Source organism: Brevibacterium sp. UCMA 11754, assembly GCF_021532275.1.
Classification (GTDB): Bacteria; Actinomycetota; Actinomycetes; order Actinomycetales; family Brevibacteriaceae; genus Brevibacterium.
On sequence record NZ_JACBOT010000034.1, the window covers coordinates 106,335 to 131,768 of the forward strand.

Annotated in this window: 19 protein-coding genes; 7 read left to right on the forward strand and 12 right to left on the reverse strand. The window is 63.9% G+C overall.

Annotation, left to right across the window (positions count from 1 at the left end):
- Positions 1 to 175 precede the first annotated feature (175 nt).
- From HX613_RS19855 to HX613_RS19880, 6 genes are read right to left on the reverse strand one after another with little or no spacing between them, the layout of a single operon-like run.
- Positions 176 to 1,324: an acyl-CoA dehydrogenase family protein gene (locus HX613_RS19855; protein WP_328285008.1), complete on the reverse strand. Its 1,149-nt coding sequence runs from the start codon at positions 1,322 to 1,324 to the stop codon at positions 176 to 178.
- A gap of 37 nt (positions 1,325 to 1,361) precedes the next feature.
- Positions 1,362 to 1,970: a 5-(carboxyamino)imidazole ribonucleotide mutase gene (purE, locus tag HX613_RS19860; RefSeq protein ID WP_442862620.1), complete on the reverse strand. Its 609-nt coding sequence runs from the start codon at positions 1,968 to 1,970 to the stop codon at positions 1,362 to 1,364.
- Between the two features lies 1 nt (position 1,971).
- Positions 1,972 to 3,216, reverse strand: coding sequence for a 5-(carboxyamino)imidazole ribonucleotide synthase (locus HX613_RS19865; protein WP_442862621.1), 1,245 nt, complete (start codon positions 3,214 to 3,216; stop codon positions 1,972 to 1,974).
- A 54-nt stretch (positions 3,217 to 3,270) separates the two neighbouring features.
- Positions 3,271 to 4,566 carry a methyltransferase gene (locus HX613_RS22865; RefSeq protein WP_235346910.1) on the reverse strand — a complete coding sequence of 432 codons (1,296 nt, stop codon included), beginning with the start codon at positions 4,564 to 4,566 and terminating at the stop codon, positions 3,271 to 3,273.
- A 35-nt stretch (positions 4,567 to 4,601) separates the two neighbouring features.
- The gene (locus tag HX613_RS19875; RefSeq protein WP_235346911.1) at positions 4,602 to 5,765 is read right to left on the reverse strand and encodes an alkaline phosphatase family protein; all 1,164 of its coding nucleotides are present in this window, start codon (positions 5,763 to 5,765) and stop codon (positions 4,602 to 4,604) included.
- A complete protein-coding gene (locus HX613_RS19880; protein WP_143921215.1) occupies positions 5,765 to 6,352 on the reverse strand; it encodes a DUF5998 family protein in 588 nt (195 codons plus the stop codon). The genes HX613_RS19875 and HX613_RS19880 overlap by 1 nt, the downstream gene beginning before the upstream one ends.
- Before the next feature lie 122 nt (positions 6,353 to 6,474).
- Here HX613_RS19880 and HX613_RS19885 point away from each other — a divergent pair, with 122 nt between their 5' ends.
- From HX613_RS19885 to HX613_RS19895, 3 genes are all read left to right on the forward strand, one after another.
- Positions 6,475 to 9,147 carry a bifunctional acetate--CoA ligase family protein/GNAT family N-acetyltransferase gene (locus HX613_RS19885; protein ID WP_235346912.1) on the forward strand — a complete coding sequence of 891 codons (2,673 nt, stop codon included), beginning with the start codon at positions 6,475 to 6,477 and terminating at the stop codon, positions 9,145 to 9,147.
- 239 nt (positions 9,148 to 9,386) lie between these two features.
- Positions 9,387 to 9,941: a TetR/AcrR family transcriptional regulator gene (locus HX613_RS19890; protein WP_235346913.1), complete on the forward strand. Its 555-nt coding sequence runs from the start codon at positions 9,387 to 9,389 to the stop codon at positions 9,939 to 9,941.
- Between the two features lie 303 nt (positions 9,942 to 10,244).
- Positions 10,245 to 13,004: a DNA gyrase/topoisomerase IV subunit A gene (locus HX613_RS19895; protein WP_235346914.1), complete on the forward strand. Its 2,760-nt coding sequence runs from the start codon at positions 10,245 to 10,247 to the stop codon at positions 13,002 to 13,004.
- A gap of 163 nt (positions 13,005 to 13,167) precedes the next feature.
- Here HX613_RS19895 and HX613_RS19900 read toward each other — a convergent pair whose 3' ends face one another.
- Both HX613_RS19900 and HX613_RS19905 read right to left on the reverse strand, forming a co-directional pair.
- On the reverse strand, positions 13,168 to 14,751 hold the full coding sequence (locus tag HX613_RS19900; RefSeq protein WP_235346915.1) for an adenylate/guanylate cyclase domain-containing protein: 1,584 nt from the start codon (positions 14,749 to 14,751) through the stop codon (positions 13,168 to 13,170).
- Positions 14,748 to 15,710: a biotin--[acetyl-CoA-carboxylase] ligase gene (locus tag HX613_RS19905; RefSeq protein ID WP_235346916.1), complete on the reverse strand. Its 963-nt coding sequence runs from the start codon at positions 15,708 to 15,710 to the stop codon at positions 14,748 to 14,750. Before HX613_RS19905 ends, HX613_RS19900 begins: the two co-directional genes overlap by 4 nt.
- Before the next feature lie 67 nt (positions 15,711 to 15,777).
- Between HX613_RS19905 and HX613_RS19910 the strand changes: the two genes are divergently transcribed.
- Both HX613_RS19910 and HX613_RS19915 read left to right on the forward strand, forming a co-directional pair.
- Positions 15,778 to 17,358 carry an acyl-CoA carboxylase subunit beta gene (locus HX613_RS19910; RefSeq protein ID WP_235346917.1) on the forward strand — a complete coding sequence of 527 codons (1,581 nt, stop codon included), beginning with the start codon at positions 15,778 to 15,780 and terminating at the stop codon, positions 17,356 to 17,358.
- Positions 17,355 to 17,636, forward strand: coding sequence for a hypothetical protein (locus HX613_RS19915; RefSeq protein ID WP_235346918.1), 282 nt, complete (start codon positions 17,355 to 17,357; stop codon positions 17,634 to 17,636). The genes HX613_RS19910 and HX613_RS19915 overlap by 4 nt, the downstream gene beginning before the upstream one ends.
- A 234-nt stretch (positions 17,637 to 17,870) precedes the next feature.
- Here the strand turns inward: HX613_RS19915 and HX613_RS19920 are convergent, their stop codons facing one another.
- From HX613_RS19920 to HX613_RS19935, 4 genes are all read right to left on the reverse strand, one after another.
- Positions 17,871 to 19,718: an MDR family MFS transporter gene (locus HX613_RS19920; RefSeq protein ID WP_235346919.1), complete on the reverse strand. Its 1,848-nt coding sequence runs from the start codon at positions 19,716 to 19,718 to the stop codon at positions 17,871 to 17,873.
- Positions 19,715 to 20,479 (reverse strand): TetR/AcrR family transcriptional regulator, encoded by a 765-nt coding sequence (locus tag HX613_RS19925; protein ID WP_235346920.1) that lies wholly within the window; start codon positions 20,477 to 20,479, stop codon positions 19,715 to 19,717. The genes HX613_RS19920 and HX613_RS19925 overlap by 4 nt, the downstream gene beginning before the upstream one ends.
- A 122-nt stretch (positions 20,480 to 20,601) precedes the next feature.
- The gene (locus HX613_RS19930; RefSeq protein WP_235346921.1) at positions 20,602 to 21,399 is read right to left on the reverse strand and encodes a carbon-nitrogen hydrolase family protein; all 798 of its coding nucleotides are present in this window, start codon (positions 21,397 to 21,399) and stop codon (positions 20,602 to 20,604) included.
- Between the two features lie 138 nt (positions 21,400 to 21,537).
- Positions 21,538 to 22,734: an MFS transporter gene (locus HX613_RS19935; protein WP_235346922.1), complete on the reverse strand. Its 1,197-nt coding sequence runs from the start codon at positions 22,732 to 22,734 to the stop codon at positions 21,538 to 21,540.
- A gap of 261 nt (positions 22,735 to 22,995) precedes the next feature.
- Here HX613_RS19935 and HX613_RS19940 point away from each other — a divergent pair, with 261 nt between their 5' ends.
- The gene (locus HX613_RS19940; RefSeq protein ID WP_235346923.1) at positions 22,996 to 24,666 is read left to right on the forward strand and encodes a DUF885 domain-containing protein; all 1,671 of its coding nucleotides are present in this window, start codon (positions 22,996 to 22,998) and stop codon (positions 24,664 to 24,666) included.
- Positions 24,667 to 24,699: 33 nt separating this feature from the next.
- Positions 24,700 to 25,434 (forward strand): GntR family transcriptional regulator, encoded by a 735-nt coding sequence (locus HX613_RS19945; protein ID WP_235346924.1) that lies wholly within the window; start codon positions 24,700 to 24,702, stop codon positions 25,432 to 25,434.

A 25,434-nucleotide genomic window follows, 5' to 3' on the forward strand; every position in this document is an offset into this window, starting at 1 on the left:
CTGGGATTCCGGCACATTTGCCCTGCGCATGTCGCGTTGTCGCAGGTGTACTTGATCACAGCCATGCGATTGGTGAGCCCTATTTTGGGTGCGCAGGCTCGAAGAAGGCCACCGCCCGTAAGCGATGGCCGTCTTCTTCGAAGCCTGGTCTTTCACCGCCGAGGCGGGTGTGGCCTCAGCCGATGAGCTTGCGACCCATCACCATGCGCTGGATCTGGTTGGTGCCTTCGTAGATCTGTGTGATCTTCGCATCACGCATCATCCGCTCGACAGGATGATCGACGACATAACCGGCACCGCCGAGAAGCTGCACGGCATCGGTCGTGATCTCCATGGCTGCGTCCGAGGCGAAGGCCTTCGCTGCGGCTCCGAAATAGGTGAGGTCGTCGTCGAAGCGCTGGCTCTTGGCCGCAGCGGTGTAGGTCAGCGAACGAGCAGCTTCGAGCTTCATACCCATGTCCGCTAGCATGAACTGGACTCCCTGGTTCGAGGCGATGCTCTTGCCGAACTGCTGGCGTTCCTTCACATAGTTCACCGCGTAGTCCAAAGCGCCCTGTGCGATGCCGACGGCCTGCGCGGCGATTGTCACGCGAGTGTGATCCAGAGTCCGCAGAGCGATCTTCAGTCCTTCACCGGGGTCACCGATGATGCGGTCGCCGGGCAGACGGACATTGTCGAAGAGGAGTTCGCGCGTCGGCGATCCCTTGATGCCGAGCTTGCGTTCCTTCTCACCGAAGGTGAATCCCTCGTCGGACTTCTCGACGACGAAGGCGGAGATGTTGCGCCCGCGCGCACCGTCCGGGTCGGTTACGGCCATGACGGTGTAGTAGTCGGAGGCTCCGGCGTTCGTGATCCAGGTCTTGACGCCGTTGAGGATCCAGTCGTCGCCATCGGCCACGGCGCGTGTCTTCATCGAGGCCGTGTCGGATCCGGCTTCGCGTTCTGAGAGCCCGTAGGAGAATCCGGCCTCACCGCGAGCAACCTGCGGGAAGTACTTCGCTTTGATCTCCTCGCTGCCGCCGAGCTGGACAGGCATGCTGCCGAGCTTGTTCACGGCCGGGATCAGTGATGACGAAGCACATCCACGTGCGACCTCTTCGATGATGATGGCCACTGCCAGCGCGTCAGCGCCCATTCCGCCGTGTTCCTCGGGGATATGGGCGGCGAAGAAGTCGGTCTCGACCAGAGCGTCATGGGCTTCCTGCGGGTAGCGGGAATCGGCGTCAACTTCGGCGGCAAAGGGAGTGATCTTCTTCTCGACGACGTTGCGCACTGCGGCGCGGATCTCTTCGTGTTCTTCGCTGGGCTGGTAGAGGTCGAACATCATTCTCCTATTACTGATCGATCGTTAAGTACTTCTATTATCGCCGCAGTGCCTGCCCTTTGTCGAGAGCGACCTGCCGCAGCTGGGTTCGATGCTCGTCGAGCCGACCGCGGATTGCCGCCGCTGCATCGGTGTCACCGGCGCCGAGGATTCGGGCGGCGAGGAGTCCTGCGTTCTTGGCTCCGCCGATCGAGACGGTGGCCACCGGGACGCCTCCGGGCATCTGCACGATCGAGAGCAGGGAGTCCATGCCGTCAAGGTATTTCAGCGGGACGGGAACGCCGATGACGGGCAGCGAGGTCATCGAGGCGATCATTCCGGGCAGGTGAGCCGCTCCCCCGGCGCCGGCGATGATGACGCGCAGGCCGCGGTCTGCGGCGGTCTTGGCCCACTCGACCATGTCCTCGGGCATGCGGTGGGCAGAGACGACCTCAGCGGTCGAGCCGATGCCCAGTTCGGCGAGGGCCTCGGCCGCGGCCTTCATCGTCGGCCAGTCCGAGTCCGATCCCATGACGATTCCGACGACAGCGGGCTCCGTTTCCGCTGTGCCCGATTCCGCAGCTCCCGGCGCCGAGGCGGTCCCCACGTTTCGGTTGGCTGCGGAGTTCTCGTTGCCCGTGGAGTCGTCGTCATTCGCTGGAGGCATATCAGGCCCTTTCGTCGCTGGAGGTGGCGGTAGTGCCAGCGGAGTCATCGGCAGATGGCGTCGTGTTCGCGTCGAGATCTGCCGGGGCCGGCATCTGCGGATGCGGGTTGACATCGATGCCGGCGATGAAGTCCGCAGCATGACGGGCGCGAGCCAGCACGAGATCCGCGTCCTGTCCGTAGGCGTTGACATGGCCGACCTTACGGCCTGGGCGCACGCCCTTGCCGTAGAGGTGGACCTTGACCGCAGGGTCGTGGGCCATCACGTGCAGGTAGGGGTGGTAGAGATCTTCGTGGTCGGCGCCGAGGATGTTGACCATCACAGAGACGTCCTCACGGGCCGCGGGGCTGCCGAGGGGCAGGTCGAGAACCGCGCGAAGATGCTGTTCGAACTGGCTGGTCACTGCCCCGTCCTGGGTCCAGTGACCGGTGTTGTGGGGACGCATCGCAAATTCGTTGATGAGGAAGCCATCGGCGGTCTCAAACAGCTCCATCGCCATCACACCGGTGACGTCGAGGGCACCGGCGACCTTGAGAATCGCCTCGGTGATCTCTCTGGACTTGCCGGCCGCCAGTCCCGGTGCCGGAGCAATTGCTTCCTTGCACACGCCGTTCTGCTGCCAGGTCTCAACGACGGGCCACACCGCAGTCTGGCCCATCGGGGAGCGTCCGACCATGACGGCGAGTTCGCGGGTGAAGTCCACCTTCTCCTCGGCGAGCAGCTGCCCGACCTCGTCGAGCCAGGTCACGGCCTCATCGATGGTGTCGATGACACGCACGCCCTTGCCGTCATAGCCGCCGCGAGGCGTCTTGAGGATGAAGGGGAAACCGACTCGCTGCGCGATTGATTCGACATCGGTGCGCGAGGTGATCTCTGCCCAGGCCGGGTTCGGCAGGCCGAGTTCGTCCATTCTCCTGCGCATGAGGATCTTGTCCTGAGCGAAGATCAGGGCCTGCGGTCCCGGACGTACGGCGTGGCCCGCCTCGGCGAGAGCCTGCAGATGTTCGGGGGGAACATGCTCATGGTCGAAGGTCACCACGTCGACCGTCTCGGCGAAGGCCTTGAGGGTAGCGAAGTCCGTATAGTCTCCGACGCTCACCTCATTGATGACCTGAGTGGCCGGGGCATCAGCGGTCTCGGCGAGGACCGAGAAGCGGATGCCGAGGGCTTCTGCGGCAGGGGCAAGCATACGTGCCAATTGGCCGCCGCCAATGACACCAACACGAGGAAAAGTCACGTTCGCCATCCTATCGTCCGTTTCTGACATGAGACGCACCGGTTCAGCATGCGAGTCCCGCCCTCAGTCGGTGAGTCTGATGCGCCACAGCGAGGTGACCTCGGCGCCGCGGGCCCTGTGGAGTTCGTCCTCAGTATCCGAGGCACGGGGGTGGCGCGGAGTCGTGTCGTGTCGATCGTGGACTCGCAGGCCCGCAGCGGTGATGCGTTCGAGCAGCTCCCCCCGGGTCCGCAGGCCAAGATGCTCGGCAAGATCGGACAGAATCAACCATCCCTCGCCCGCCGGGTTCAGGTGCGCAGCCAGCCCGTCGATGAAGCGGTGGAGCACATCGGATCCCGGGTCGTAGATGCCTGCCTCGAGGGCAGACGTCGGACGGGCAGGCAGCCACGGCGGGTTGCACACGATCAGGTCGGCGCGTCCCTGCGGGAAGAGATCGGTCTCGACCACCTCGGCGGACGAGGCGAGACCGAGGCGGCCCAGATTCTCTTGGGCACACGTCACCGCACGCGGATTGATGTCCGTGGCCACGACCCGTTCGACGCCGCGGCGCAACAGCACAGCGGCGAGGACGCCGGTGCCCGTGCCGAGGTCGAAGGCCATCTTCGGTGCGGATGACTTCGGTGCGGAAGACTTCGACGTGGGTGACTTCGGTGTCGAGGAACTGCCGGTGCCGGACTCGGGAAACGGCGTCTGGGCGACGAGGTCGACGTATTCGCCGCGGATCGGGGAGAATACGCCGTATCGCGGGTGGATGTCCTCGCCGAGGGCGGGGATGGCCACGCCCTTGAGCTGCCACTGGTAGGCGCTGAGCACCCCGTTCAGCTCGGTCAGCGAGACGCACATCGGTCCCGTCGACGGGCCGTAGGCGGCCTTGCAGGCCAAGCTCACATCGGGAGCACGGCGCAGGTTCAGCAGGTAGTCGCCGTCGAGTTCGACGATCAGTGCACCAAGCAGACGGGCTCGTTGAGCAATGTAGCGACGCTGTGCCTCGAAGGCAGCTGCACCGCTGAGGCCTCCTGCATCGCTCGGTCCTCCCGCATCGCCGCCGCTCGGGTTGCCCAGCTTGCGGCCAGCGCGCTTTCCGGCTCCATGTTTGCCGCCGCCGCGGCGAGCACTGTGGCGTTTGAAGCGGCGGTCCATCGCCTGCAGCAGCTGACGGCCGTTGTGATAATCCCCGCGCCACAGCAGCCCGGTCCCCGATCTGGCCAGACGGTAAGCGGCATCGGCAGCGATGTCGTCACTGATGACCGTCACCTGTGCCGGGGCAGCCGACTGGTTCTCGGAATGCCAGGTCGCCGATCGCTGAGCTCCGTCCTCGGTCCAGCCGAGTGCGGTCGCCGACGGTTCGGGTTCTGTCACTGTGGGTTCCTGAATGCTCTGTTCACGGACCCGACTCACACCACGAGCAGGGGAATGTGGAGTTCGCGTTCCGTCGTCGACCCGTGGTGGCCGATGAGCGCGATAGCGGAAGCGGATTCGTTGTCCGAGTCGACGATGGCGAATTCGTCCTGGCAGATGACCATGAAGTCCCCGATGCGCTGGCGGAAGCGGGGGTCGACAGGACCGAAGTAGCCGCGCCGGATGGCCTCATCGCGGCTGAGGATGAGCGCCCTGTCCCCCACTGTCTCGGTCCACGCCGAGTAGACGTCGGCCTCGGCGCCCTGGTTGGCATAGAGGTGCACGGCGCGCGGTTCGCCGCCGACATGCCTGAGGCCCTGCCGCAGTTCGGGGGCATCGGCAAGATCGAGACGTAGGTTGTGGTCGATGTCGACCATGCCGTGATCGGCGGTGACGATCATCGTCGAATCGGCCGGCAGACCGTTGGCCAGCTGCGACAGTGCCAGGTCGACGTGTTCGAGCTCCTCGGTCCACTGCAAGGAGTTCGATCCGTGGACGTGTCCCGTCTTGTCGAGGTTGCCCCAGTAGAGGTAGACCAGCCGACGGCCGGGAGCCTTCGCCTCTTCGATGGCCTGAGCGCAGCGCTGTTCGAGCGTCTTCGACGCCCGGAAGCGGCCCCCACGCAGGGAAGCCCGGTTCAGGCCGCGCCCGGCGAACTTCGCTTCGCCGAGGCTGACCACGTCGACCTCGGCCGCGGTGAGTCGCTCGAACAGGGTCGCATCGGGCACCCAGGCAACCGGGTCGACGTCGAGGTCCCAGGTCAGCTGGTTGAACACAGCGTCTTTGGCTGGGTCGAGGACGCGGTATCCGACGACGCCGTGGCCACCTGGCAGACGCCCTGTGGCCAAGGAGGACAAGGAGTTCGCGGTCGTCGAGGGGAACCCTGTGGACAGGGTCCGTCGTGACGCGGACAGGGACCGGAAGAATGGAGTGTAGCCGCTGTACTGCTTGAGCTGACTCTCCCCCATACCGTCGATGAGGACGACGATCGTCGTCCTCGAGTCCCGGTCGAGGCCCAGCGACTGAGCCCGAGCGCGTGCCGAGTCATCGAAGATGTCCCCCGCGCCGAGGCTGAGGGCCGCGGCGGGAACCACGTCGGAGAGGATGGGTCCGGAGTAGTCGGGTGGCCCCGTCAGGGGTGAAGTGCTCGCATCTGCCATCAGCGGCGAGACCGCAGCCTGGCTTGGAACACCGCGGCACGCAGCTTTCCGGCGAATTCTCCGATGCGATCAACTGCCGCCTGGCCTTCGGCCTCGGCGGACACGCGCAGCATGACGTCTTCAGAGAAGATGGATCCGCCGTAGCCGTGATCGGCCGCGCAGTCCGGGTCACCACAGGTCTCCGGGAAGGCCTCGATGCGTCGGGAGGCACCCCATGACATGGTCAGAGACACCTCGACAGGCTTGTCGCCGGGAATGAATGCAGCAGGGTCGGCAAACGTCCGGCCGACCATGACGGTGCCGAGGCGCTCGAGTTCGATGTCCTCACTGCTCGTCACCGCCCGCGGTTTGGAACCAGGTGCAGCGTTCGGGTCATCGTCGACGTGCGCAAGCAGCAGTCGTGTCTCGGTGAGCACGAAGGCGGTGACGTGACGGTGGATGGATTCGATGTCGACATGCGTGTCGATGTGAACGAAATGAGCGAGCACCGGTTCGTCGAACAGAGAATCAGCCAGAATCCCCTGTGTGAGCTGTGGGTAATATCCGGCCGACTGCAGATCGTGAACGAGAACTTCGGGTAAAGCCATGACTCCCATTGTGCCGTACTCGCCCGCCTCTTCCCACTTCGCCCCATCACTTCGGCTCCCGTTCTGCGACCTTGCAGGTCATGTACGGCCTGGGTCCCTCGCCATCCGCTTATGCTGGGAGCATGGAAAACTATCCTTCCGAGTGGGAAGCCGATGTCGTCCTGCGCGATGGTGGCACCGCCCATCTGCGTCCCATCGTCCCCGGCGATGCCGATGCACTCTCGAAGATGCATGAGGCCCAGTCGCCGGAGTCCATCTACCTGCGTTTCTTCGCCCCGCTGCCCCGGTTGCCCAAGCGCGATCTGGACCGGTTCGTCACCGTTGACCATCGCGACCGGGTGGCCATGATCATGCTGGTCGGATCCGATATCATCGGCGTCGGCCGCTTCGACAAGATCTCAACCACCTCCGCCGAGGTGGCCTTCAATATCGCCGATGCCCACCAGGGACGCGGCATCGGTTCGATCCTCCTTGAACATCTCGCCGCCGCAGCCCGGGATCTGGGGATCCGCAGATTCACCGCCGAGGTGCTGCCTCAGAACCGATCGATGCTGCAGGTCTTCCAGGCCGCCGGCTACGAGGTCTCCCGCGGTTTCGACGACGGCGTCGTGGCCGTGAACTTCGACATCGACCCGACGGCACGGTCGATCGAGGTCCAGGCCTCTCGGGAGCACCGTGCCGAGGCACTGAGCGTGCGCACGGTCCTTCACCCCACCTCGGTGGTGGTCATCGGCGCCAGCCGCAAACGCAACTCCACCGGCCATCTCCTGATCCGCAACATCACCTCGGCGAAGTTCACCGGCGACCTCTGGGTCGTCCACCCGGAAGTGGACCAGATCGCCGGAGTCCAGGCGTATCCGAGCCTGGATGATCTGCCCGGCAAGGCAGACCTCGCCGTGATCGCGGTGCCTGCGGAGTCCGCCACCGAGGTGGTCCAGGAGTGCGCGGCCCACGGGGTCAAAGCGGTCCTCGTCATCTCCTCAGGATTCGCCGAGACCGGTGAGGCCGGGGCCGAGCTGCAGCGCCAGATGGTCTCCACCGCCCGCGCCTACGGGATGCGCGTGGTCGGCCCGAACTCCTTCGGCCTCGTCAATGAGTCCGAGAACATCTCGCTGAACACATCGCTGGCCCCGTTCCTGCCGGCATCGGGCACGCTCGGCCTGTTCAGCCAGTCGGGCGCGCTGGGCACCGCACTGCTGGCGGCGGCGAAGAAGCGCGGACTCGGCATCTCCACATTCGTCTCCGCAGGCAACCGCGCTGACCTCTCCGGCAACGACGTCCTCCAATACTGGGAGGAGGATCCGGCGACGAAGACCGTCGGCCTCTATCTCGAATCGATCGGCAACCCGCGCAAGTTCGCCCGGATTGCCCGCCGGGTCTCACGCGTCAAGCCGGTCATCGTCATCAAATCCGACGTCACCGGCCGCGAGCTGCCGCCCGGGCACATCGTGCGCACCTCGTCCCTGGCACCGAACACCCTCGACCAGGTGCTCGGTCAGGCCGGCGTGATCAGGGCCGATACGATCCACCAGCTCTTCGACTTAGCCCAGGTGTTCTCGACCCAGTCCCTGCCCGCGGGCAGGCGCCTGGGGGTCGTCGGCAACTCGGCGGCGATGGCCACCCTCGTCATCCAGCGGGCTCGCTCTGAGGGTCTGCACGTCGAAGCCGACCCTGTGTCTCTGCACCCGGAGGTCGAGGCAGAGACGTTCCGGGACGAACTCGAGGCGATGTATGCCCGCGATGACATCGACTCCGTGATCGTCACCTTCACCCCCTCGGCCGGAGCAGAGGAATCCGAGATCGCGGCCCACCTCGCCGAGGCGGCGGCCAGTTCGAAGAAGACGACCGTGGCCTGCTTCCTCGGCATCCAAGGTGTCCAGGACGAGCTGACCACTCACCTCAGCGACAGCGAAGGCCACCGGAAGTCGCACACCGTACCCAGCTACGTCGGCCCCGAAGACGCCGTATGGTCCCTGGCCAGAGCCACCGACTACGCCCGCTGGCGAAGCGCTGACCACGGCCGTTTCCTTGAGGTCGAAGACCTCGACGACAAGGGCGTGCGCACTATCATCGAATCCGCGCTCTCCGAGGCCCAGACGGGCCGGCCCGTTCGGCTCGAGCGGGATCAGGCGAGGGCCCTGCTGTCCTGCTACGGGATCGAGGTGCTGCCCCACATCACCGCCTCCTCGGTGGACGAAGCCCTGTCCGCTGCCGACGACATCGGCTATCCGGTCGCGCTCAAGGCCGTATCAAGCACCCTGCGCCATCGGATGGAGCTGGGCGGTGTGCGACTGAACATCGACTCACCGGAGGAGCTGCGCGAGGACTTCCAAGCAATCCAGGAGACCATCAGCTCCCTCCTCGTCGACGAGGACCCTCTGGTCGACGTTCAGGCCATGGCTCCTCCGGGAGTGCCCTGCGTCATCCGTGCCGGCGAGGACCGGCTGCTGGGGCCGCTGCTGTCGTTCTCCCTGGCCGGGGATACGACGGAGCTGCTCGGCGATGTCGAGCATCGCGTGGCCCCGTTGACGGACAAAGATGCTGAGGACATGATCCGCTCGGTCAAGTCCTCGCCCAGGCTGTTCGGCTATCGGGGTCTGCCGCCGGTGAATATCGATCCCCTCAAGGATGTGCTCGAACGCCTGTCGGTGCTCGTCGAGAGACACCCGCAGATCCTCGAACTCGAAATCCACCCCATGGTCGCCACCGTGACCGGCGGGCATCTTCTGAGTGTGAGGATTGATCTGCTCACCGATTCCACACGGATCGATTCGACGCGGAGACTGCTGAGCTGACACGCCCGGGGAATTCAGATTCGGCCCATTTAGTGAGAACCGACTGTCAGTTTGGCGAGTCTTATACCAATTTCTAGGTATTGCAGGTAGTGTCTGTATCCGTTCGGCACGAAACGTTATGAATTCGTGTTTTAGTGTGTGGCCAAACATTGGCCATAGTCTGTGGCCAGCCACTGGCCATCCACCATCCAAAAGGCACCTGTACTGCGGGTGCCTCACGAGAGTGAGGCCTGAAAGAAATGATTTCACGAAGAGACGTCGTCACCGACTCCGCGATTGCTGTAGTCGCCGAACAGGGTGTTCGTGGACTCACCCACAGGGCAGTCGATGCCCTGGCCGAGCTGCCCGTCGGCTCGACATCGAATGTCTACCGCACCCGTGATGCCCTGATCACTGGAATCATGGAGCGCATCGGAGACCTCAACTCGCAGCAGCTCGACCGTCTGCCGGACATGTTCCGGGACAGCGGAAAACCCGCGCTGGAGATCTCCGTCGATTTCTGCATGAACTGGCTGACCACGGACCGCAACCGCTTCTACACGATGATCATGCTCAGCCTCGACCCGGCGCTTCCCGACGAAGCCTTGGCCGCGAAGCAGAAGAACACCGCGAAGATCGACGAGTTCGTCATGCGACTGACCAATGTCGATGCTGAGATGGCTCGCACGATGAACAGCTCCGTGATGGGAATGATGATCACCGAACTGATCGCAGGAACCGCCGATCGCTCTCACGTCGAATCATTCATGGGGCAGTTCCTCACGTGGGTGGGCAGCAACAGGACGCAGGCCTGACCTTCCCGAACAGGCCCGAACTCTCCGAACGGGCCTGAACTCTCCGAACCTGAACTCTTCGGTGGCACAGTTATGACGCCGCTTCGGCGCACAGACGCTCGCACACTTCGACACGACACACGCGCCCTGATCATCACGCCGCGGACGCTGGCGGACAACGACACGGACGCCCCGGAAATGCGGGCTTGAGCCGTAGAACTCAAATCGAACGCTAGAATCGACGGGTGCTCTCCGTTGTCGATGCCGAACCTCGGCGTGTAAGAGGGCACCCGGAGCGGAAAATTCGTGCGTCAAAGGAGTTCCATGACCGAAGGCAGAGTCATCGATGTCGACGTCTCGTCAGAGATGGAGAGTTCGTTCCTCGAATATGCGGTCTCGGTCATCCACTCTCGCGCCCTGCCCGATGCCAGGGATGGGCTGAAGCCCGTCCAGCGTCGCATCGTCTACCAGATGGGCGACATGGGTCTGCGCCCCGAGCGTGGGCATGTGAAGTCCTCTCGCATCGTCGGCGATGTCATGGGCAAGCTCCACCCGCACGGTGACACTGCGATCTACGATGCGCTGGTGCGCCTGAGCCAAAGCTTCATCATGCGCGTACCGCTCGTCGACGGCCACGGAAACTTCGGCTCCCTCGACGACGGTCCTGCCGCCCCGCGTTACACGGAGGCCCGGCTGACCGCGGCCTCCATGCAGATGATCGCAGGCCTCGATGAGGACGTCGTCGACTTCGTCGGGAACTACGACAACACACTCACCCAGCCCGACGTTCTGCCCAGCGCGTTCCCGAATCTGCTCATCAACGGCACGTCCGGAATCGCCGTGGGCATGGCCACCAATATGGCTCCGCACAATCCGGGTGAGGTCATCGCAGCCTGCTGCCACCTGATCCGCAATCCGGAGGCTGGCCTGGCCGAGCTGATGCGCTTCATCCCCGGTCCCGATCTGCCTACCGGCGGACGGATCATCGGGCTCGATGGGGTCCGTGAGGCCTACGAGACCGGTCGCGGTACGTTCCGCACGAGAGCCACGGTCTCGATCGAGAACATCAATGCCCGCCGCAAGGGCATCGTCGTCACCGAGCTGCCCTACCTTGTGGGACCTGAGAAGGTCGTGTCCAAGGTCAAGGACGCTGTCGGGGCGAAGAAGCTGACCGGCATCGCTTCGATCGATGACTACTCGGACCGCAAGAACGGAATGCGTCTGGTCATCGGCATCAAGAACGGGTTCAATCCGGAGGCAGTCCTCGCTGAGCTCTACCGGCAGACCCCGCTCGAGGAATCGTTCAGCATGAACAACGTCTGCCTCGTCGACGGCCAGCCGCGGACATTGGGACTGCGCGAGCTGCTGACCGTCTACCTCGCCCACCGCATCGACGTCATCCGCCGCCGCACCGTGTTCCAGCTGCGCAAGGCCAAGGACCGCCTGCACCTCGTCGAGGGTCTGCTCATTGCGATCCTCGACATCGACGAGGTCATCCAACTCATCCGCTCCTCCGACGATGCGGCCACGGCGCGCACTCGCCTGATGGACGTCTTCGAGCTCTCGGAGCTCCAGGCCACCTACATCCTCGATCTGCAGCTGCGCAGGCTGACCAAGTTCTCGCGCATTGAGCTCGAAGCAGAACGTGACGAACTGCGAAAGAAGATCGACTACCTCGAGGACCTGCTTGCCGATGAGGCCAAGCTGCGTGAACTCGTCGCCACAGAGCTCGAGGCGACGGCGGAGGCGATCGGCTCGCCTCGACGCACAGTCCTCATCGAAGGATCGATGAAGGAGCTCTCAGCAAAGGGCAAGAAGGCCCAGTCTGACCTCAAGATCGCCGACGCCCCCTGCCGGGTCCTCCTCTCGACCTCCGGTCGCATCGCCCGAACAGCTGATGCCTCGGCACTGCAGAGGATCGGGAAGCGCTCGAGCCATGACGCGCTGCGATCGGAGATCGTGTCGACGACTCAGGGCAAGGTGGGTGCGGTGACCTCGACAGGTCGTCTGCATATGGTCGATGTCGTCGATCTGCCGGCTCTGCCGCCGGCCGCAACACGTCCGAACGTCGCCGGCGGCGTCAAGATCGCCGACTACGTGACGTTGGAGAAGAATGAGACGGTCCTCGGTCTCATCGACCTCGACCGTGAGTTCGTTGTCGGCACCGCAGGCGGTGTCGTCAAACGCGTGTCCGTGGCTGCCAGGCCGAACAAGAGCGAGTGGGAAGCGATCACGCTCAAGGGCAAGGACTCCGTCATCGGCGTTGCTCAACCGAAGGACATCGATGAGTCTCTGGCGGTATTCGTGACCTCGAATGCGCAGCTGCTGGCCTTCGATGCCTCCGGATTGCGGGCACAGGGCTGGAACGCCTCAGGTGTGGCCGGGATGAAGGTCGCCGCCGATGCGCGCGCGCTGTTCTTCGGCATGACTCCCAAGGAGCCCAAGACCGACGAGGACGGAGACGCCGACTCCAGCATCGGCACGTTCGCCGTGGTCACAGTCGCAAGTGGCGAGAACTTCTACGGTGCACCATCGTCATCGATCAAGGTCAGCGACTTCTCCGAATATCCGACTAAGGGCCGTGCGACCTCGGGTGTGCGTGCCCACAAGTTCCTCAAGGGAGAAACAGAGCTATCCCTGGCCTGGGTCGGCGACACCCCGCAGGCGGCTGCCCAGGCAGGAGGGGCCAGGACCCTTCCAGCCGAGATGTCCAAGCGCGATGCCACGGGCTCGCCCCTCGAGTCCAAGATCGACGTCATCGGAACGGTCCCTCGCCTCGGCGACGCCGAAGATCCCGTCGGCGGCGGCGCTGCAGGCGGCGGTTCTGCGGGTGACGCCGGTGACGCGGGCGGAAGTTCCGCTGCCGGTGCTGCGGGTGGCGAGTCCGGCGGAGGATCGACGACCCCGGCTGCGACCCGCACGCAGGGATTGGCGACGAGTTTCGACGAGCTCGATCTCGACCTTGACGACGGGCGTGATCTCGATGAGGCGAAAGAAGAGATCGCCCGTTCGAAGATCGACTCCGACGACGCCGTCATCGTCTCCCATGACGACGACGATGACGACGACACTGCGCTGTTCTGAGGAATTATCGAGGAAAAGCTGCCCTGCCGTCAGCAGTGATTGCGATTACAGACCACTTCACTAGTGGTACCCGTACTCGCATCGACAACCACTGCAGCTGTATGACTTCCAGCTGACAGTGCGAAGCGCTGCCAACGGTGCGGTGTATGCCGTGGCGTCCGGCTCAGTTTTCGTCGTCGTCGAGGTCCAGCTGCATTCGGGCAGCCGTTCCACGCTTCATCTCGCCGATGCCGGTCTCCCCCAGCCCTTGGAGCGACAGAGATTCGCGCCGCTCGAACACATAGGCATCCGAAGCAGAGAGCACCCGAGCGGTGTCCTCATCGGTGAAGATCGTGCCCGGATCGGCCACGGCGGTCAGCCGGGCAGCCAGATTGACGCTCGACCCGAAGATGTCGCCCAGGCGAGACAGGACCCTGCCCCAGACGAAGCCGACGCGGGCCTGCGGCAGATCCTCGGCCGCAGTCACACGCTCCATCAGGGTCATTGCGATCTCTGCTCCGGCCAACGGCGTCTCGGCGGCGAAGAACACCTCATCGCCGACGGTCTTGATGACTCGACCGCCGCCGGTGGCCACGATGTTGTAGGCCATACCCTGGAACTCCTGCACCAGATTCGCCAGCTGTCTGGGTTCCATCTTCTGTGAAAGACGCGTGTAGGAGACGAGGTCGATGAAGCCCACCGCACGGGCCAGCGGCATCGAGGAGTCGTACCAGCCCTGTCTGTTGTCGATGGCCAGGCCATCGGAGACGTTGACGTTGAGTCGCCCCATCACCTCGGCGAGGTTGCGTCGCCAGGAATACGTCAGCATCTTCTGCAGGGGATCGACCATGTCCTCGACGACCTGCAGCGCGTCGCGCCTGGCTTCGGGATCGGTCAGTCCCTTCTCCTCGGTGAGGAAGTCGACGAGAGTCTCCATCTGCCACACGACTAGACGGTCCGTGGTCTGGCCGATTGCGCGGGCCAGCGACAGCGCGGTGCCCTGGTCGATGAGGCCGTCGGCCACGGGCTTGGCCCACATGCGCAGCGCATGAGCGTCGCTGACGGTGTAGGCCTTCTCCGTGCCGTCCGTCTGGGACATGCCCAACGCTCGCCACATCTTGCGCGCAGAGACCGTGGAGATGCCCCCGAGTTTCGCCGCTTCGCGCCGGTCGAGCACGCGTTTGCCATCGAGCAGGATCTCTTCGAGCCGTTCGGCCGCGGTGCGGGTTTCGTAGATGGTTTCGTCTTCGTCTGCCTCGTCGAGGATCTGCAGGGCCGCAGTGCGCGGATCCTCGTGCAGTCCTCCGAAGAAATCGCCGCCCGCCTCAGCGCCGGAGGAGTCTTCGTCAGTCGCTTCCTCGTCTTCTGCCCACGGGACCGTCGACATCGCCGAGGTGGCGGGCAGGGTGGCCGGCAGGTCCTCGTCGCCGTGCTCGATCCCATGGACAGAGGGTGGTGCCGAGGCGGCTGGAGGCTCAGCGGCATTCGGCGACGAGTCGATCTGATCGTCCGTGATCACCGGAATCGAGTTGGGTTCCTGGGTCGAGTTGGGTTCCTGGGTCGAGTTGGGTTCCTGGTTGGATTCCCCAGCTTCAGACGACCTTTGAGCGTCGCTGCTGTCCTGCTGGGCGGAGTCCTGCTCCCGGGTGGAGTCCTGCTCCTCTGTCCCGTTCGAAGCGGTGTCGTGCGACGAGGTGTCGTCGGTGCCACCCGCAGCCTCGTCGGGCACGATGTTGAATTCGGCGGTGAAGTCCGAGACGCCCGTCATCTGCGGCCCCCAGCTTCTGTCCCTGTGGCTTCCGGCCCTGAGGTTTCCGGCCCGGTACTGTCACCGGCCGGTCGCAGGTGGTGGACATCGCCTGCGCTGACGCAGATGTCATCGTCGATGATGAGGTCGCCACCGGCGTCGAGCCCTGTGGCACGGCCATAGAGGTTGCTTCCGTCGGGGCGTTCGACCCTGACCTGTGTCCCGAGCGTCACCATATTCGCACGCACCTCTTCGCCGACCGTGCTCCGGCTGAAATCGTCATCGTCATACTCGACAAGCTCCCTGTAGGCAGGAATCAGTGTGCTCAGAATCGAGATTAACAAGTCTTCATGAGCAACTTCTGAGCCGTCCGTGTCCTTTTCGATCGCAAGGGAGCTGGCGCTCTCACGAGGCAGATCAGCACGCTGCAGGCGGGTATTGATCCCCATGCCCAGAACGATTCGCGGCCCTGTCGGCAGCGGTTCGACCCGAGCGAGGATCCCGCACAGCTTCTTCCCGTCCTGCGTCAGCACATCATTGGGCCACTTGAGTACGGCAGGCACACCCACCTCGGCGATGGCGGCTCGCACGGCCTCACCGGCGATCAGAGGAATCCACCCCCACGAGTCGAAGACGGAACCCGGTGCCAGCAGAATCGAAAACGTCAGGGACCGTCGCGGGGGCACTGTCCAGGCCCGACCCAACCGACCGTGGCCGGCGTTCTGATGATCGGTGCCGTAGACGGAGAACTCGGCGGGCACCTCGGCGAGGTCGCTGCTCTCGGAGCTCGCGATCCGGCGCATCCGATCGGCGGGGTCGTCGGTGAGAGCGGATTGTCCGCGCACCAGTGCAGCCAGCTCGTCGTTCGTCGAAGAACACACGTCGTCCCAGATGACAGTGGGTAGATCGAATCCACAGTCCGCGGCCTTGCGGCGCAGTGATTCGACATCGATGAGGAAGGAATTGTGTTGGCTGTTCACCAGTCCACTTTAGATTCTTTTGGCGAGAGTGCACAATGATCCCACCGTGCGTCGTTATTGTGGAGGCATGACGGATACCCCACGTACAACAGTTGAGCGCATCGACGCTTTCGTCCAGCGCCGGGACGCGGCCCACACCGGCAATGTGAAGTCGGTGGCCAACCAGCACAAACGCGGCAAGCAGACCGCTCGCGAACGCATCGAGGCGCTCCTCGACGAGGATTCGTTTCAGGAGATCGACGAATTCGCGCGCCACCACAACCACCAGTTCGGGATGGAGAACAACCGTCCCGATGGTGACGGTGTCGTGTGCGGTCTGGGCACGATCGAGGGCAAGACCGTGGCCGTGTTCGCTCACGACTTCACCGTCCTCGGCGGCTCCCTCGCCGAGGCGAATGGTCGGAAGATCGTCAAGGTCCAGAAGCTTGCCATCAAGCTGGGCTGCCCCATCATCGGCATCAACGACTCCGGCGGCGCCAGAATCCAGGAGGGTGTAGGCTCGATCGCCCTGTTCGCAGAGATCTTCCGCCTCAATGTGGCCTCCTCCGGCGTGATCCCGCAGATCTCGCTCATCATGGGCCCCTCGGCCGGCGGCGCCGTGTACTCCCCCGCGCTGACCGACGTCACAATCATGGTCGATCAGACCAGTCACATGTACATCACCGGCCCCGACGTCATCAAGACCGTCACCGGCGAAGAGGTCGGCCATGAGGAGCTCGGCGGCGGCCGCACGAACAACACCGTGTCCGGCAATGCCCACTACCTGGCCAGCGACGAGGACGATGCACTGAACTATGTGCGCGACCTGCTCTCATTCCTGCCGCAGAACAACCTCGACCCCGCCGATGCCGACGAATTCGAATCGGACCTGAGCGTCGCAGCTGAGGACGAGGCCCTGGATACGCTCATGCCGGATTCGCCTTCACAGCCCTATGACATCCTCGATGTCGTCACCGCCGTCCTCGATGATGCAGAATTCCTGCAGGTCTCCGAACTCTTCGCCCCGAACGTCGTCACCGGATTCGGACGCGTCGAGGGAGTCAGCGTCGGAGTCATCGCGAACCAGCCGATGCAGCTGGCGGGAACTTTGGACATCGATGCTTCGGAGAAGGCCGCCCGTTTCGTGCGCCTCTGCGATGCCTTCAACATTCCGATCCTCACCTTCGTCGACGTGCCCGGATTCCTGCCCGGCACCGATCAGGAGTTCAGCGGCATCATCCGCCGCGGGGCCAAGCTCATTTACGCCTACGGCGAGGCGACGGTTCCCCTGATCACTCTCATCACCCGCAAAGCCTACGGCGGAGCGTACTGCGTCATGGGTTCGAAGCAGCTTGGTGCAGACCTCAACCTCGCCTGGCCCAGCGCGCAGATCGCGGTCATGGGCGCTCAGGGCGCGGCGAACATCGTCTACCGGCGCAAGCTCAAGGCTGCCGGTGAAGCGGGCGAAGACGTCGATGCGCTGCGTGACGAGCTGATCCAAGACTACGAGGATGCACTGCTCAACCCGTATCTGGCGGCTGAGGAAGGCTATATCGACGCGGTCATCAAGCCGAGCGAGACCCGGAACCGGATCGTTCGTGGGCTGCGGGCGCTGAAGAACAAGCATGTTGACGCTCCAGCGCGCAAGCACGGTAACATCCCACTATGAGCCAGGATGCACAAGAGGCCACAGCCACCTCGGCCGTCGAGGATCGGACGCAGGTGCGAGCCCACGACGGCGAGCCCGTCAGCGACGACATGGCCAATGCCGCAGCGGTGGCGGCCGTCGTTGCGATCCGTCAGGTGGCCCGTGCCTACGCTGCCAAGCAGGCGGCGGCATTGGCCCAGATGGAGACGGCGAAGCACGATCGCGCAGGGTTCAATGCCCCACGCCGCAACGTGCGCCGACGTCTCCCCCAAGCCTGGACGCAGACGCTGGGACGCTGACGGTGTGGCGCTGACAGTAGGTCGCTGACGGTGTGGCGCTGACAGCCAGCACTGAACACTCGGACGACACACTTCGGGCGCCGACAGTTGAACTGTCGGCGCCCGAAGCATGTCACCCTGTGCCCGTTCGCCAAGGGGACCACTTACCGTCGAGCGGGCAGATTACAGCTGGCTCCCTCGACGGTAAGCAGTCCCCTCGATGCCACCGGCGGGTCGGTGACACCGGGCGTCAGCTCATCTCAGCCGGTATTGGTCCTTCGCCGGGTCGGCTCCGGGCTCCACCTGGTGATTGGTACCCACCTCATGGTTGGCTCCCACCTGGTGGATGGTTCCTGTATCGACTCCAGGATGAGGTGCGTATCCGTCCTCGACGGTGACCGTGCTCAGACGCTGAGGACTGCGCCCGTCGGCCGTCGACGAACCGGCCGACGAGTCACCCGAACCGGTTGCCGAGTCACCCGACACGCTCGTCACGCCTCGTGTCGGACCGCCCATATCGTCACCGTAGACAGCTTCACCGCGGGCCACCATTCCGGCGACGTCGGAGAGCTTGAGCTGCGGCAGGAACCAGGCGAGGACGAAGGCGACGAGGAACACCGGCACCATGTACCAGAACGAGGGTGCCAATGCATCCGCGTAGGCGTTGACGACGAGGTCGTGGATGGGTCCGGGCAGCGAGGCCACAGACTCCGGTGTCAGCGAGTCGGTGGTCGGAGCGCCAGCCCCGGCACCACCCGTCCCTGCACCACCGCCGGGTGCCTGCGACATCGCTTCGCCGACCTTGTCTGCCAGCCGGGAGGTGAATATCGACCCGAACAGTGCCGTGCCCACCGAGGCACCGATCTCGCGGAAGTAGTTGTTCGTCGAGGTCGCGGTGCCCACCAGCTCCGGGGCCACGGAGTTCTGAATGACGAGGACGATGATCTGCATGACCAGGCCCAGGCCGAAGCCCATGGTGAAGATCATGCATCCGATGAGCACCATCGAGGTATCGGCCGTCAACGTGGTCATCCAGGCCAAAGCAAGGCCGGCGATGAGGGTGCCGAAGAGCGGGTAGATCTTGTACTTGCCGGTCTTCGACACGATGAAGCCGGAGACGATGGAGGTCAGCATGACGCCGGCCATCATCGGCAGCATGAGCAGGCCGGATCCTGTCACGTCTGTCCCGGATGCCATCTGCATGAAGGTGGGCAGGAACGCCATTGCGGAGAACATGCCCAGGCCCAGCAGCAGGCCGATGACTGTCGAGAGGACGAAGGTCTTGTTCTTGAACAGGAAGATCGGGATGATCGGGTTGCTGACCTTGGACTCGACGTAGACGAAGATGGCAGCGGACACCACGGTGCCGATGATCAGGGAGATGATGGTCGGCGAGTTCCAGTCATAGTCGTGACCGCCCCAGCTGGTGACGAGGATCAGCTGCGAGGTCGCTGCCACCATGAAGATGATGCCCAGGACGTCGACCTTCTTGTCCGACTTGTGACTCGGCAGCTTGAGGGCGAAGAGCGCGATGAAGAATGCGATGATGCCGATCGGGACGTTGATCCAGAAGCACCAGCGCCAGTCCATGTGCTGGGTGAAGAATCCGCCCAGGACCGGACCGAGCACGCTCGAGATCGCAAACAGGCCGCCGAGGGGGCCCATGTACTTGCCACGTTCGCTGGCGGGAATGATGTCGGCGATGATGGCCTGCGACAGGATCATCAGACCGCCGCCGCCCAGTCCCTGGAAGCCGCGCCAGGCGATGAGCTCCCAGAAGTTCTGGGCCATACCGGACCCGAATGAGCCGACGACGAAGATCGCGATCGCGACGAGGAAGATGATCTTCCTGCCCCACATGTCGCCGAATTTTCCATACAGCGGCATAACGATGGTCATCGCCAGCAGGTAGATGGTCACCAGCCAGGCCTGATGCTCGACACCGTCGAGTTCACCCACGATCGTCGGCATTGCCGTCGACACGATCGTCTGGTCCAGGGTCGCCAGGAACATGGCGGCCATGAGCGCGGAGAAGATCAGGACGATCGTCTTCTTGGTCAAGACGATCGGAGCCTTCTCCGCAGTTTCGGTTGCTGAACTCATGCCGATTCCTCCTCAAAGATGTCTCGTAGTTCGTCAAACAGTTCTTCGATGACCGGGGCCGGGTCGCCCTCGACCTTCCGCAGACGCATGAACGTCGCTTTGATCGACATCATCGCCAAAGCAGCGAGGGCCTCGGCGCGGATGGAAACCGAGCCCCCGTCGTCGTCATGACAGTGACCTGAGCCGGAATCATCGGAAGAGGCCTTCGTCGCCGAGATGTCCACCGAGTTCTCGTCGGTCGCAGGGGCTCCCGAGGTCGTCGTCCCACCATCGAGGCGACGTTGGATCATCTCGCGAAACAGGCGCTCGTTGTTGCCCATGCGAGACATCTGAACCTGCATGAGCGAGGGGTCCTGCTTCAGCAGCTGGTGGTATTGGTGCATCTCTTCGCGCCTATTCAGACGTGTCCGCACGACCGAGGCCAGCAGGTGCTGGAGGTCGGCCAGGAGTCGCCCGCTCGGGCCGCCGGCTTCGAAGGCCTCGATGTCGGGCTGGTCCTCATCGTCGAAGACGGTGTCGGCACGGCCCAGCAGAGCTTCTTCTTTGCTTGAGAAGTAGTTGAAGAAGGTGCGCCGGGAGACCCCGCAGCGTTCGCAGATGTCTTCGATGGTGACGTTGGCATACCCGTTCTCGAGTGCCAGTTCGAGGGCTGCCTGACGCAGAGCCTGACCACGCTCGCGCTTCTTCCGCTCGCGCAGTCCCTCGGGCTGGTCGACATGGCCGGTGGTGTCGGCAGGCTCGCCAGATGGTGTGGAATGCATAACCACATTATTGCACCCAGTGTATTTTTGCCTCAAGTGCAACTATTGTGTTTTAAGGCACAGTCCCAGCCGACTCCCGGTCTTCAATCGGTTCGTCAGCGCCCCGAGCCCACCGCAGGAACTCAGTACCCGAGCTTGGCGTTCGTCAGCACCGGAATCGCTTCGGCGGCCTTGTCGGCTACGGCGAGGTCCACTTCGACGACGTCCAGGGCCTCTTCACCCTCGAGTGAGGAGATGACGTGGCCGAAGGGATCGGAGACGAGGCTGTGGCCGACGCCGGTCGGTCCCTTCTTCGGCACCTCCACACCGCTGACTTCGGGGTCGGCTTGGCCGATGGCGGCAACGAACATATTGGAGTCCAGTGACCGGGCACGAGCCAGAGTCTCCCATTGTTCGACCTTGCCCTTCCCCGCGCCCCAGGATGCGGAGACGATGGCCAGTTTGGCACCACGACGGCTGATCTCTGCGTACAGCTTCGGGAAGCGGATGTCGTAGCACAGGGTCAGTCCGACGCTCTCACCAGCGAGGTCGATGACGACCGGGTCCTCACCGGGGACGACTGTGTCGGATTCCTTGAAGCCGAAGGCATCGTAGAGGTGGATCTTCGCATAGTCCCGGCGCTCACCCCGCGGCGGGTAGACGGCAAGCAGGTTGATCACCTTTTCGCCTGAGGTCGCGAACTCTCCGACGATCACGGTGATTCCGGCCTCTGTCGCCAGCTCAGCCATCGCCGTCCGCCAGGACTCGGTGTTCGCATCGGCAACATCGCGAAGGCCTGGGCCGAAGGCGGACATCGTGGCCTCGGGGAAGACGACGAACTCGGCTCCCGCCTCGGCGGCCCTGTTCGTGTAGTCCCGGACCTTGTCGAGGTTGTCCGCAACTGTGGTGGTGGAGTTGATCTGCGCGAGTGCGAATTTCATGGCCAGTCCTTGCGATCCGGGAGTGTCAACGGTGCATTCAGACTATCGCGACCGCACGCGCGGAGAAACCAGTGACCTCCGTCCGGCCAACGGAGTCCTCCATCGCCAACGGTTCCCTCCATCCAGCCGGCAGGGTCCTCAGTGCAGGTATTCGCGACCGGGACGGCCACCTCGGCGACGGCCGTGGACGAAGTAGTACACGATCATCCCGAGAGCCACGAATCCCGCACACAGCATGAACATGCCGTTGCCGCCGGTGAGCGGCATGATGGCACCGAGGATGATCGGCCCGATACCCGATCCGGCGTCGAGGAGGAGGAAGAACGAGGCCGTGGCCACCGGCACCCTCGACATCGGTACGGATTTCACTGTGATCGCCTGCATGCACGGCATGAGCGAGCCGAAACCCAGGCCGACGAAGACGCCGGCGAGGATGATCCCGGTCATGGTCGGCCACATCGCCAGCAGAACGTTGCCCACGAGGTTGAAGACGAAGACGGGATAGATGACGAAGTTGTCGCCGATGGTGTCCTGCAGGCGACCGACGAACAGTCGTGCGATCAGTGACGCCACGGCGAAGGCGACGAAGAACAGAGAAGCCGCGCTCGCGACTCCGTTGTCCTCCGCGTACCCGGCGAGGAACACCAGAGCCGCGGCGTAGGCTGTGCCGGCGATGAGCATGATCGAACCGATGCGCAGACCATCGCGGTCAACGAGCGTACTGACCTTCAGATGCCACTTGGATCGACGCTGCTCCTCGCTGAGCTCCTGCTGGGGCAGCTTGATGACGACGCAGAGGATGAAGGCGACGAGCGACATGAATGCCGAGGCAGCGAAGAGCATCGGGAAGTCGTAGGCGCGCGGGAGGATGACTCCCAGATAGGGTCCCAGAGCCGTCGACAGCGTAGTGGCGGTGCCGAAGTAGCCGGTGCCCTCACCTCGGCGAGAGGCAGGGATCACGCTTTGGATCGCGGTCATGATGGCGGTGTTGCCGGCTCCGAAGGCGATGCCGTGGATGATGCGGATAGCGAGGAGCCAGACCAAGGTGTCGGCGAAGATATAGGCCACGGAGGCGAGGATCGAGATCGCCATCGTGATGATGAGCAGTTTCCGTCGACCGATGAAGTCGAGGTACTTTCCGGTCAGCACACGCGCGACGACGGCACCCACGACGAAGGAGGAGGACGCGAAGCCGGCGGCTGCCTCACCTGCGGAAAATCTGGCGACGGCGTAGCCTGCCATGGACGTCATGAGGAGGTAGAACACCATCGACATCGCCAGGTTCAGACCGATGCCGACGACGAAGTCCTTGGTCCATAGCTGTGCCCGTGCCACTGAAGATCAGTCTCTCTTCCTGTCGAATGATGCGCTCAGTCCCCAGGCTGCCCGTTGAGATCGGCGCTCTGCGGTCAGTGCTGATCGGCTGTGATCGGCTGATCGCTGAAATCGGTAAATCTCTGAGATCGGTCAATCTCTGAGATCGGGCTGGGAACCAATCCATGCTATCCGGTGGCTCCCGTTGCCGGCGGCCCATCCCAGGGTGATCTTGCTCTAGTCGTCTGATTGCTGTGTTCTCAGTCATATAGGGTGAGAATCATGACACAGAAGAGAACCCCTTCGGCCGTTGACGCCGTTGCTGAAGAATTTGTCGACAGATCACTTGCGCTCTCCCCTTCTCTCGCCCTCTACCTCGGCATCGAGGGCGCTCAGGGCTTCGATGACTTCTCCCCCGCCGGTCTGGCTGCCGCCAACGATCTCACCGTCGAGACACTGGCCAAGCTCGCCGAGGTTGAGAAAACGGCCGAACTCGACGACGTCGACCTCGTGACCATCGATGCGATGCGTGACCGTCTGAGTATTGATCGCGACTATTTCGAGGCCGGGCTCAAGCATTCGAGCCTCAACGTCATCGAGTCTCCCCTGCAGTCCATCCGCGATGCCTTCGACCTCATGCCCACCGACACCACAGAGGGCTGGGAGACCATCGCCACAACGATGGAAGCCGTCCCGACCTCCGTGGCCGGCTATCAGGAGTCCTTGGCTCTGGCCAAGAGCCGCGGTCAGGTCGCGGCCCGGATCCAGATCGAGAAGGTCATCGAACAGGCCCGCACTCTGGCCGAACCGGGCAGCAACTTCGACCAGCTCATCGCCGGCGCCACCGACGTCCCGTCGTCGCTGCGCGAACAGCTGAGCACCCACGCCGAGGCTGCCCGTAATTCCTTTTCCCACCTCGCCGATTTCCTGGCTGCCGAACTCCTCCCGGCGGCCCCGGAGAAGGAGGCCTGCGGTCGCGAGGCCTACGCCCTGCACTCCCGTGACTTCCTCGGTGCCGAAGTCGACTTCGATGAGACCTATGCGTGGGGTCTTGAGGAATTGGCCCGCATCGATGCCGAGCAGCGCGAGGTCGCGGCGAGAATCCAGCCCGGTGCCGACCTGTTCGAGGTCATGGAGACGCTGAACAAAGACCCCGAGCAGACCCTGGACGGAGCCGAGGGGCTGCGTGAGTGGATGCAGAAGGTCGCCGACGAGGCGATCGCGGAACTCGGGAAGTCCCACTTCGACATTCCCGACCCCGTGCGCACGATCGAATGCATGATCGCGCCCTCGGCCACCGGCGGCATCTACTACACCGGACCCACCGACGACTTCTCCCGCCCGGGCCGCATGTGGTGGTCGGTGCCCGAAGGCGTCACCGAGTTCGCCACCTGGCAGGAGAAGACCACCGTCTATCACGAGGGTGTGCCCGGCCATCACCTGCAGGTCGGCCAGGCCACCTATGTCTCTGACACCCTCAACCGCTGGCGCCGACTCATGTGCTGGGTCTCCGGGCACGGTGAGGGTTGGGCCCTCTACGCGGAGAAGCTCATGGCCGACCTCGGCTTCCTCGACGACCCGGCAGACTACCTGGGCATGCTCGACTCTCAGCGTCTGCGCGCGGCCCGCGTGGTCCTCGACATCGGCTTCCACCTGGGACTCGACGCGCCCGAGAGCCTCGGCGGAGGGACCTGGGACCGGGAGAAGGCCTGGCAGTTCCTCACCGACAACGTCGCGATGGACCGCTCTTTCCTCGCCTTCGAACTCGACCGCTACCTCGGCTGGCCGGGACAGGCACCGAGCTACAAGATCGGGCAGCGACTGTGGGAGCAGTTCCGCGACGAGGCCAAGGCCGAAGCCGGAGCCGACTTCGACCTCAAGGCCTTCCACACCAAGGCGCTGAACCTGGGATCGGTCGGCCTCGATGCCCTCGGACGAGCCATGAAGCGCTGACGCTGCGCAGAACACTGGTGGGAGAATGACCTGGTGAAGAACAATGACAGTCCGCGCAGCGATGGCCCTCGCTCTGAGACCGTGCGGGTCACCGAAGTGCTGCGCAACGAGATCATCGACGGCGTCAGGCTGCCCGGCAGCAGACTGGTCGAGCGGAACCTGGCCACAGAGCTCGGGGTCAGTCGTGTGCCGATCCGCGAAGCTCTCAAACAGCTCGCCGCCGAGGGATTGGTGGCGAATCGGCCCAACACCTGGTCGACGGTGCGCGAGTTCTCCCCCAGTGACATCGCCGACCTCAACGAAGTGCGGACCGTCTTCGACATCCTGTCCTTCGAGCTCGCCGCGCAGCGACACAATCGTGAGGGCCTGGCCAAGCTCGAGGACACCATGGCCAAGGGCAAGGAACTGTCGAAGGCCGGTGACGTCGTCGGCGCCCACCGCTCGGCGGCGGACTTCCATGCCATCGTCACCGAACTCTCCGGCAACCGGCTGCTGGCCGAGATCGGTGAGCTCCTCGACTCGCGTATGCGCTGGCAGCTGAGTCAGCACGACGACCTCGATTTCGTCGCCACGGAGCACGCTCAGCTCTACGACGCGATCGCCCATCGCGATCAGGCGAAGGTCAGAGATCTGGCCGCCCGGCACCTCGGAACGAGCCAGGACCAGCATGACAAGCACAAGGAACGCCTCGCCCGGGCCGTCGACGAGGGAGCAGAGTCAGACGGGGAAGCGAAGTCACACGAAGGCACAGTCTCAGACGAGGAGTGA

What these genes read in the sequence shown, in the direction of transcription:
- HX613_RS19855 (WP_328285008.1), bottom strand. Translation starts at nt 1,324, where the DNA reads ATGTTCGACCTCTACCAGCCCAGCGAAGAACACGAAGAGATCCGCGCC.
- purE (WP_442862620.1), bottom strand. Translation starts at nt 1,970, where the DNA reads ATGCCTCCAGCGAATGACGACGACTCCACGGGCAACGAGAACTCCGCA.
- HX613_RS19865 (WP_442862621.1), bottom strand. Translation starts at nt 3,216, where the DNA reads ATGGCGAACGTGACTTTTCCTCGTGTTGGTGTCATTGGCGGCGGCCAA.
- HX613_RS19875 (WP_235346911.1), bottom strand. Translation starts at nt 5,765, where the DNA reads ATGGCAGATGCGAGCACTTCACCCCTGACGGGGCCACCCGACTACTCC.
- HX613_RS19880 (WP_143921215.1), bottom strand. Translation starts at nt 6,352, where the DNA reads ATGGCTTTACCCGAAGTTCTCGTTCACGATCTGCAGTCGGCCGGATAT.
- HX613_RS19885 (WP_235346912.1), top strand. Translation starts at nt 6,475, where the DNA reads ATGGAAAACTATCCTTCCGAGTGGGAAGCCGATGTCGTCCTGCGCGAT.
- HX613_RS19890 (WP_235346913.1), top strand. Translation starts at nt 9,387, where the DNA reads ATGATTTCACGAAGAGACGTCGTCACCGACTCCGCGATTGCTGTAGTC.
- HX613_RS19895 (WP_235346914.1), top strand. Translation starts at nt 10,245, where the DNA reads ATGACCGAAGGCAGAGTCATCGATGTCGACGTCTCGTCAGAGATGGAG.
- HX613_RS19900 (WP_235346915.1), bottom strand. Translation starts at nt 14,751, where the DNA reads ATGACGGGCGTCTCGGACTTCACCGCCGAATTCAACATCGTGCCCGAC.
- HX613_RS19910 (WP_235346917.1), top strand. Translation starts at nt 15,778, where the DNA reads ATGACGGATACCCCACGTACAACAGTTGAGCGCATCGACGCTTTCGTC.
- HX613_RS19915 (WP_235346918.1), top strand. Translation starts at nt 17,355, where the DNA reads ATGAGCCAGGATGCACAAGAGGCCACAGCCACCTCGGCCGTCGAGGAT.
- HX613_RS19920 (WP_235346919.1), bottom strand. Translation starts at nt 19,718, where the DNA reads ATGAGTTCAGCAACCGAAACTGCGGAGAAGGCTCCGATCGTCTTGACC.
- HX613_RS19925 (WP_235346920.1), bottom strand. Translation starts at nt 20,479, where the DNA reads ATGCATTCCACACCATCTGGCGAGCCTGCCGACACCACCGGCCATGTC.
- HX613_RS19930 (WP_235346921.1), bottom strand. Translation starts at nt 21,399, where the DNA reads ATGAAATTCGCACTCGCGCAGATCAACTCCACCACCACAGTTGCGGAC.
- HX613_RS19940 (WP_235346923.1), top strand. Translation starts at nt 22,996, where the DNA reads ATGACACAGAAGAGAACCCCTTCGGCCGTTGACGCCGTTGCTGAAGAA.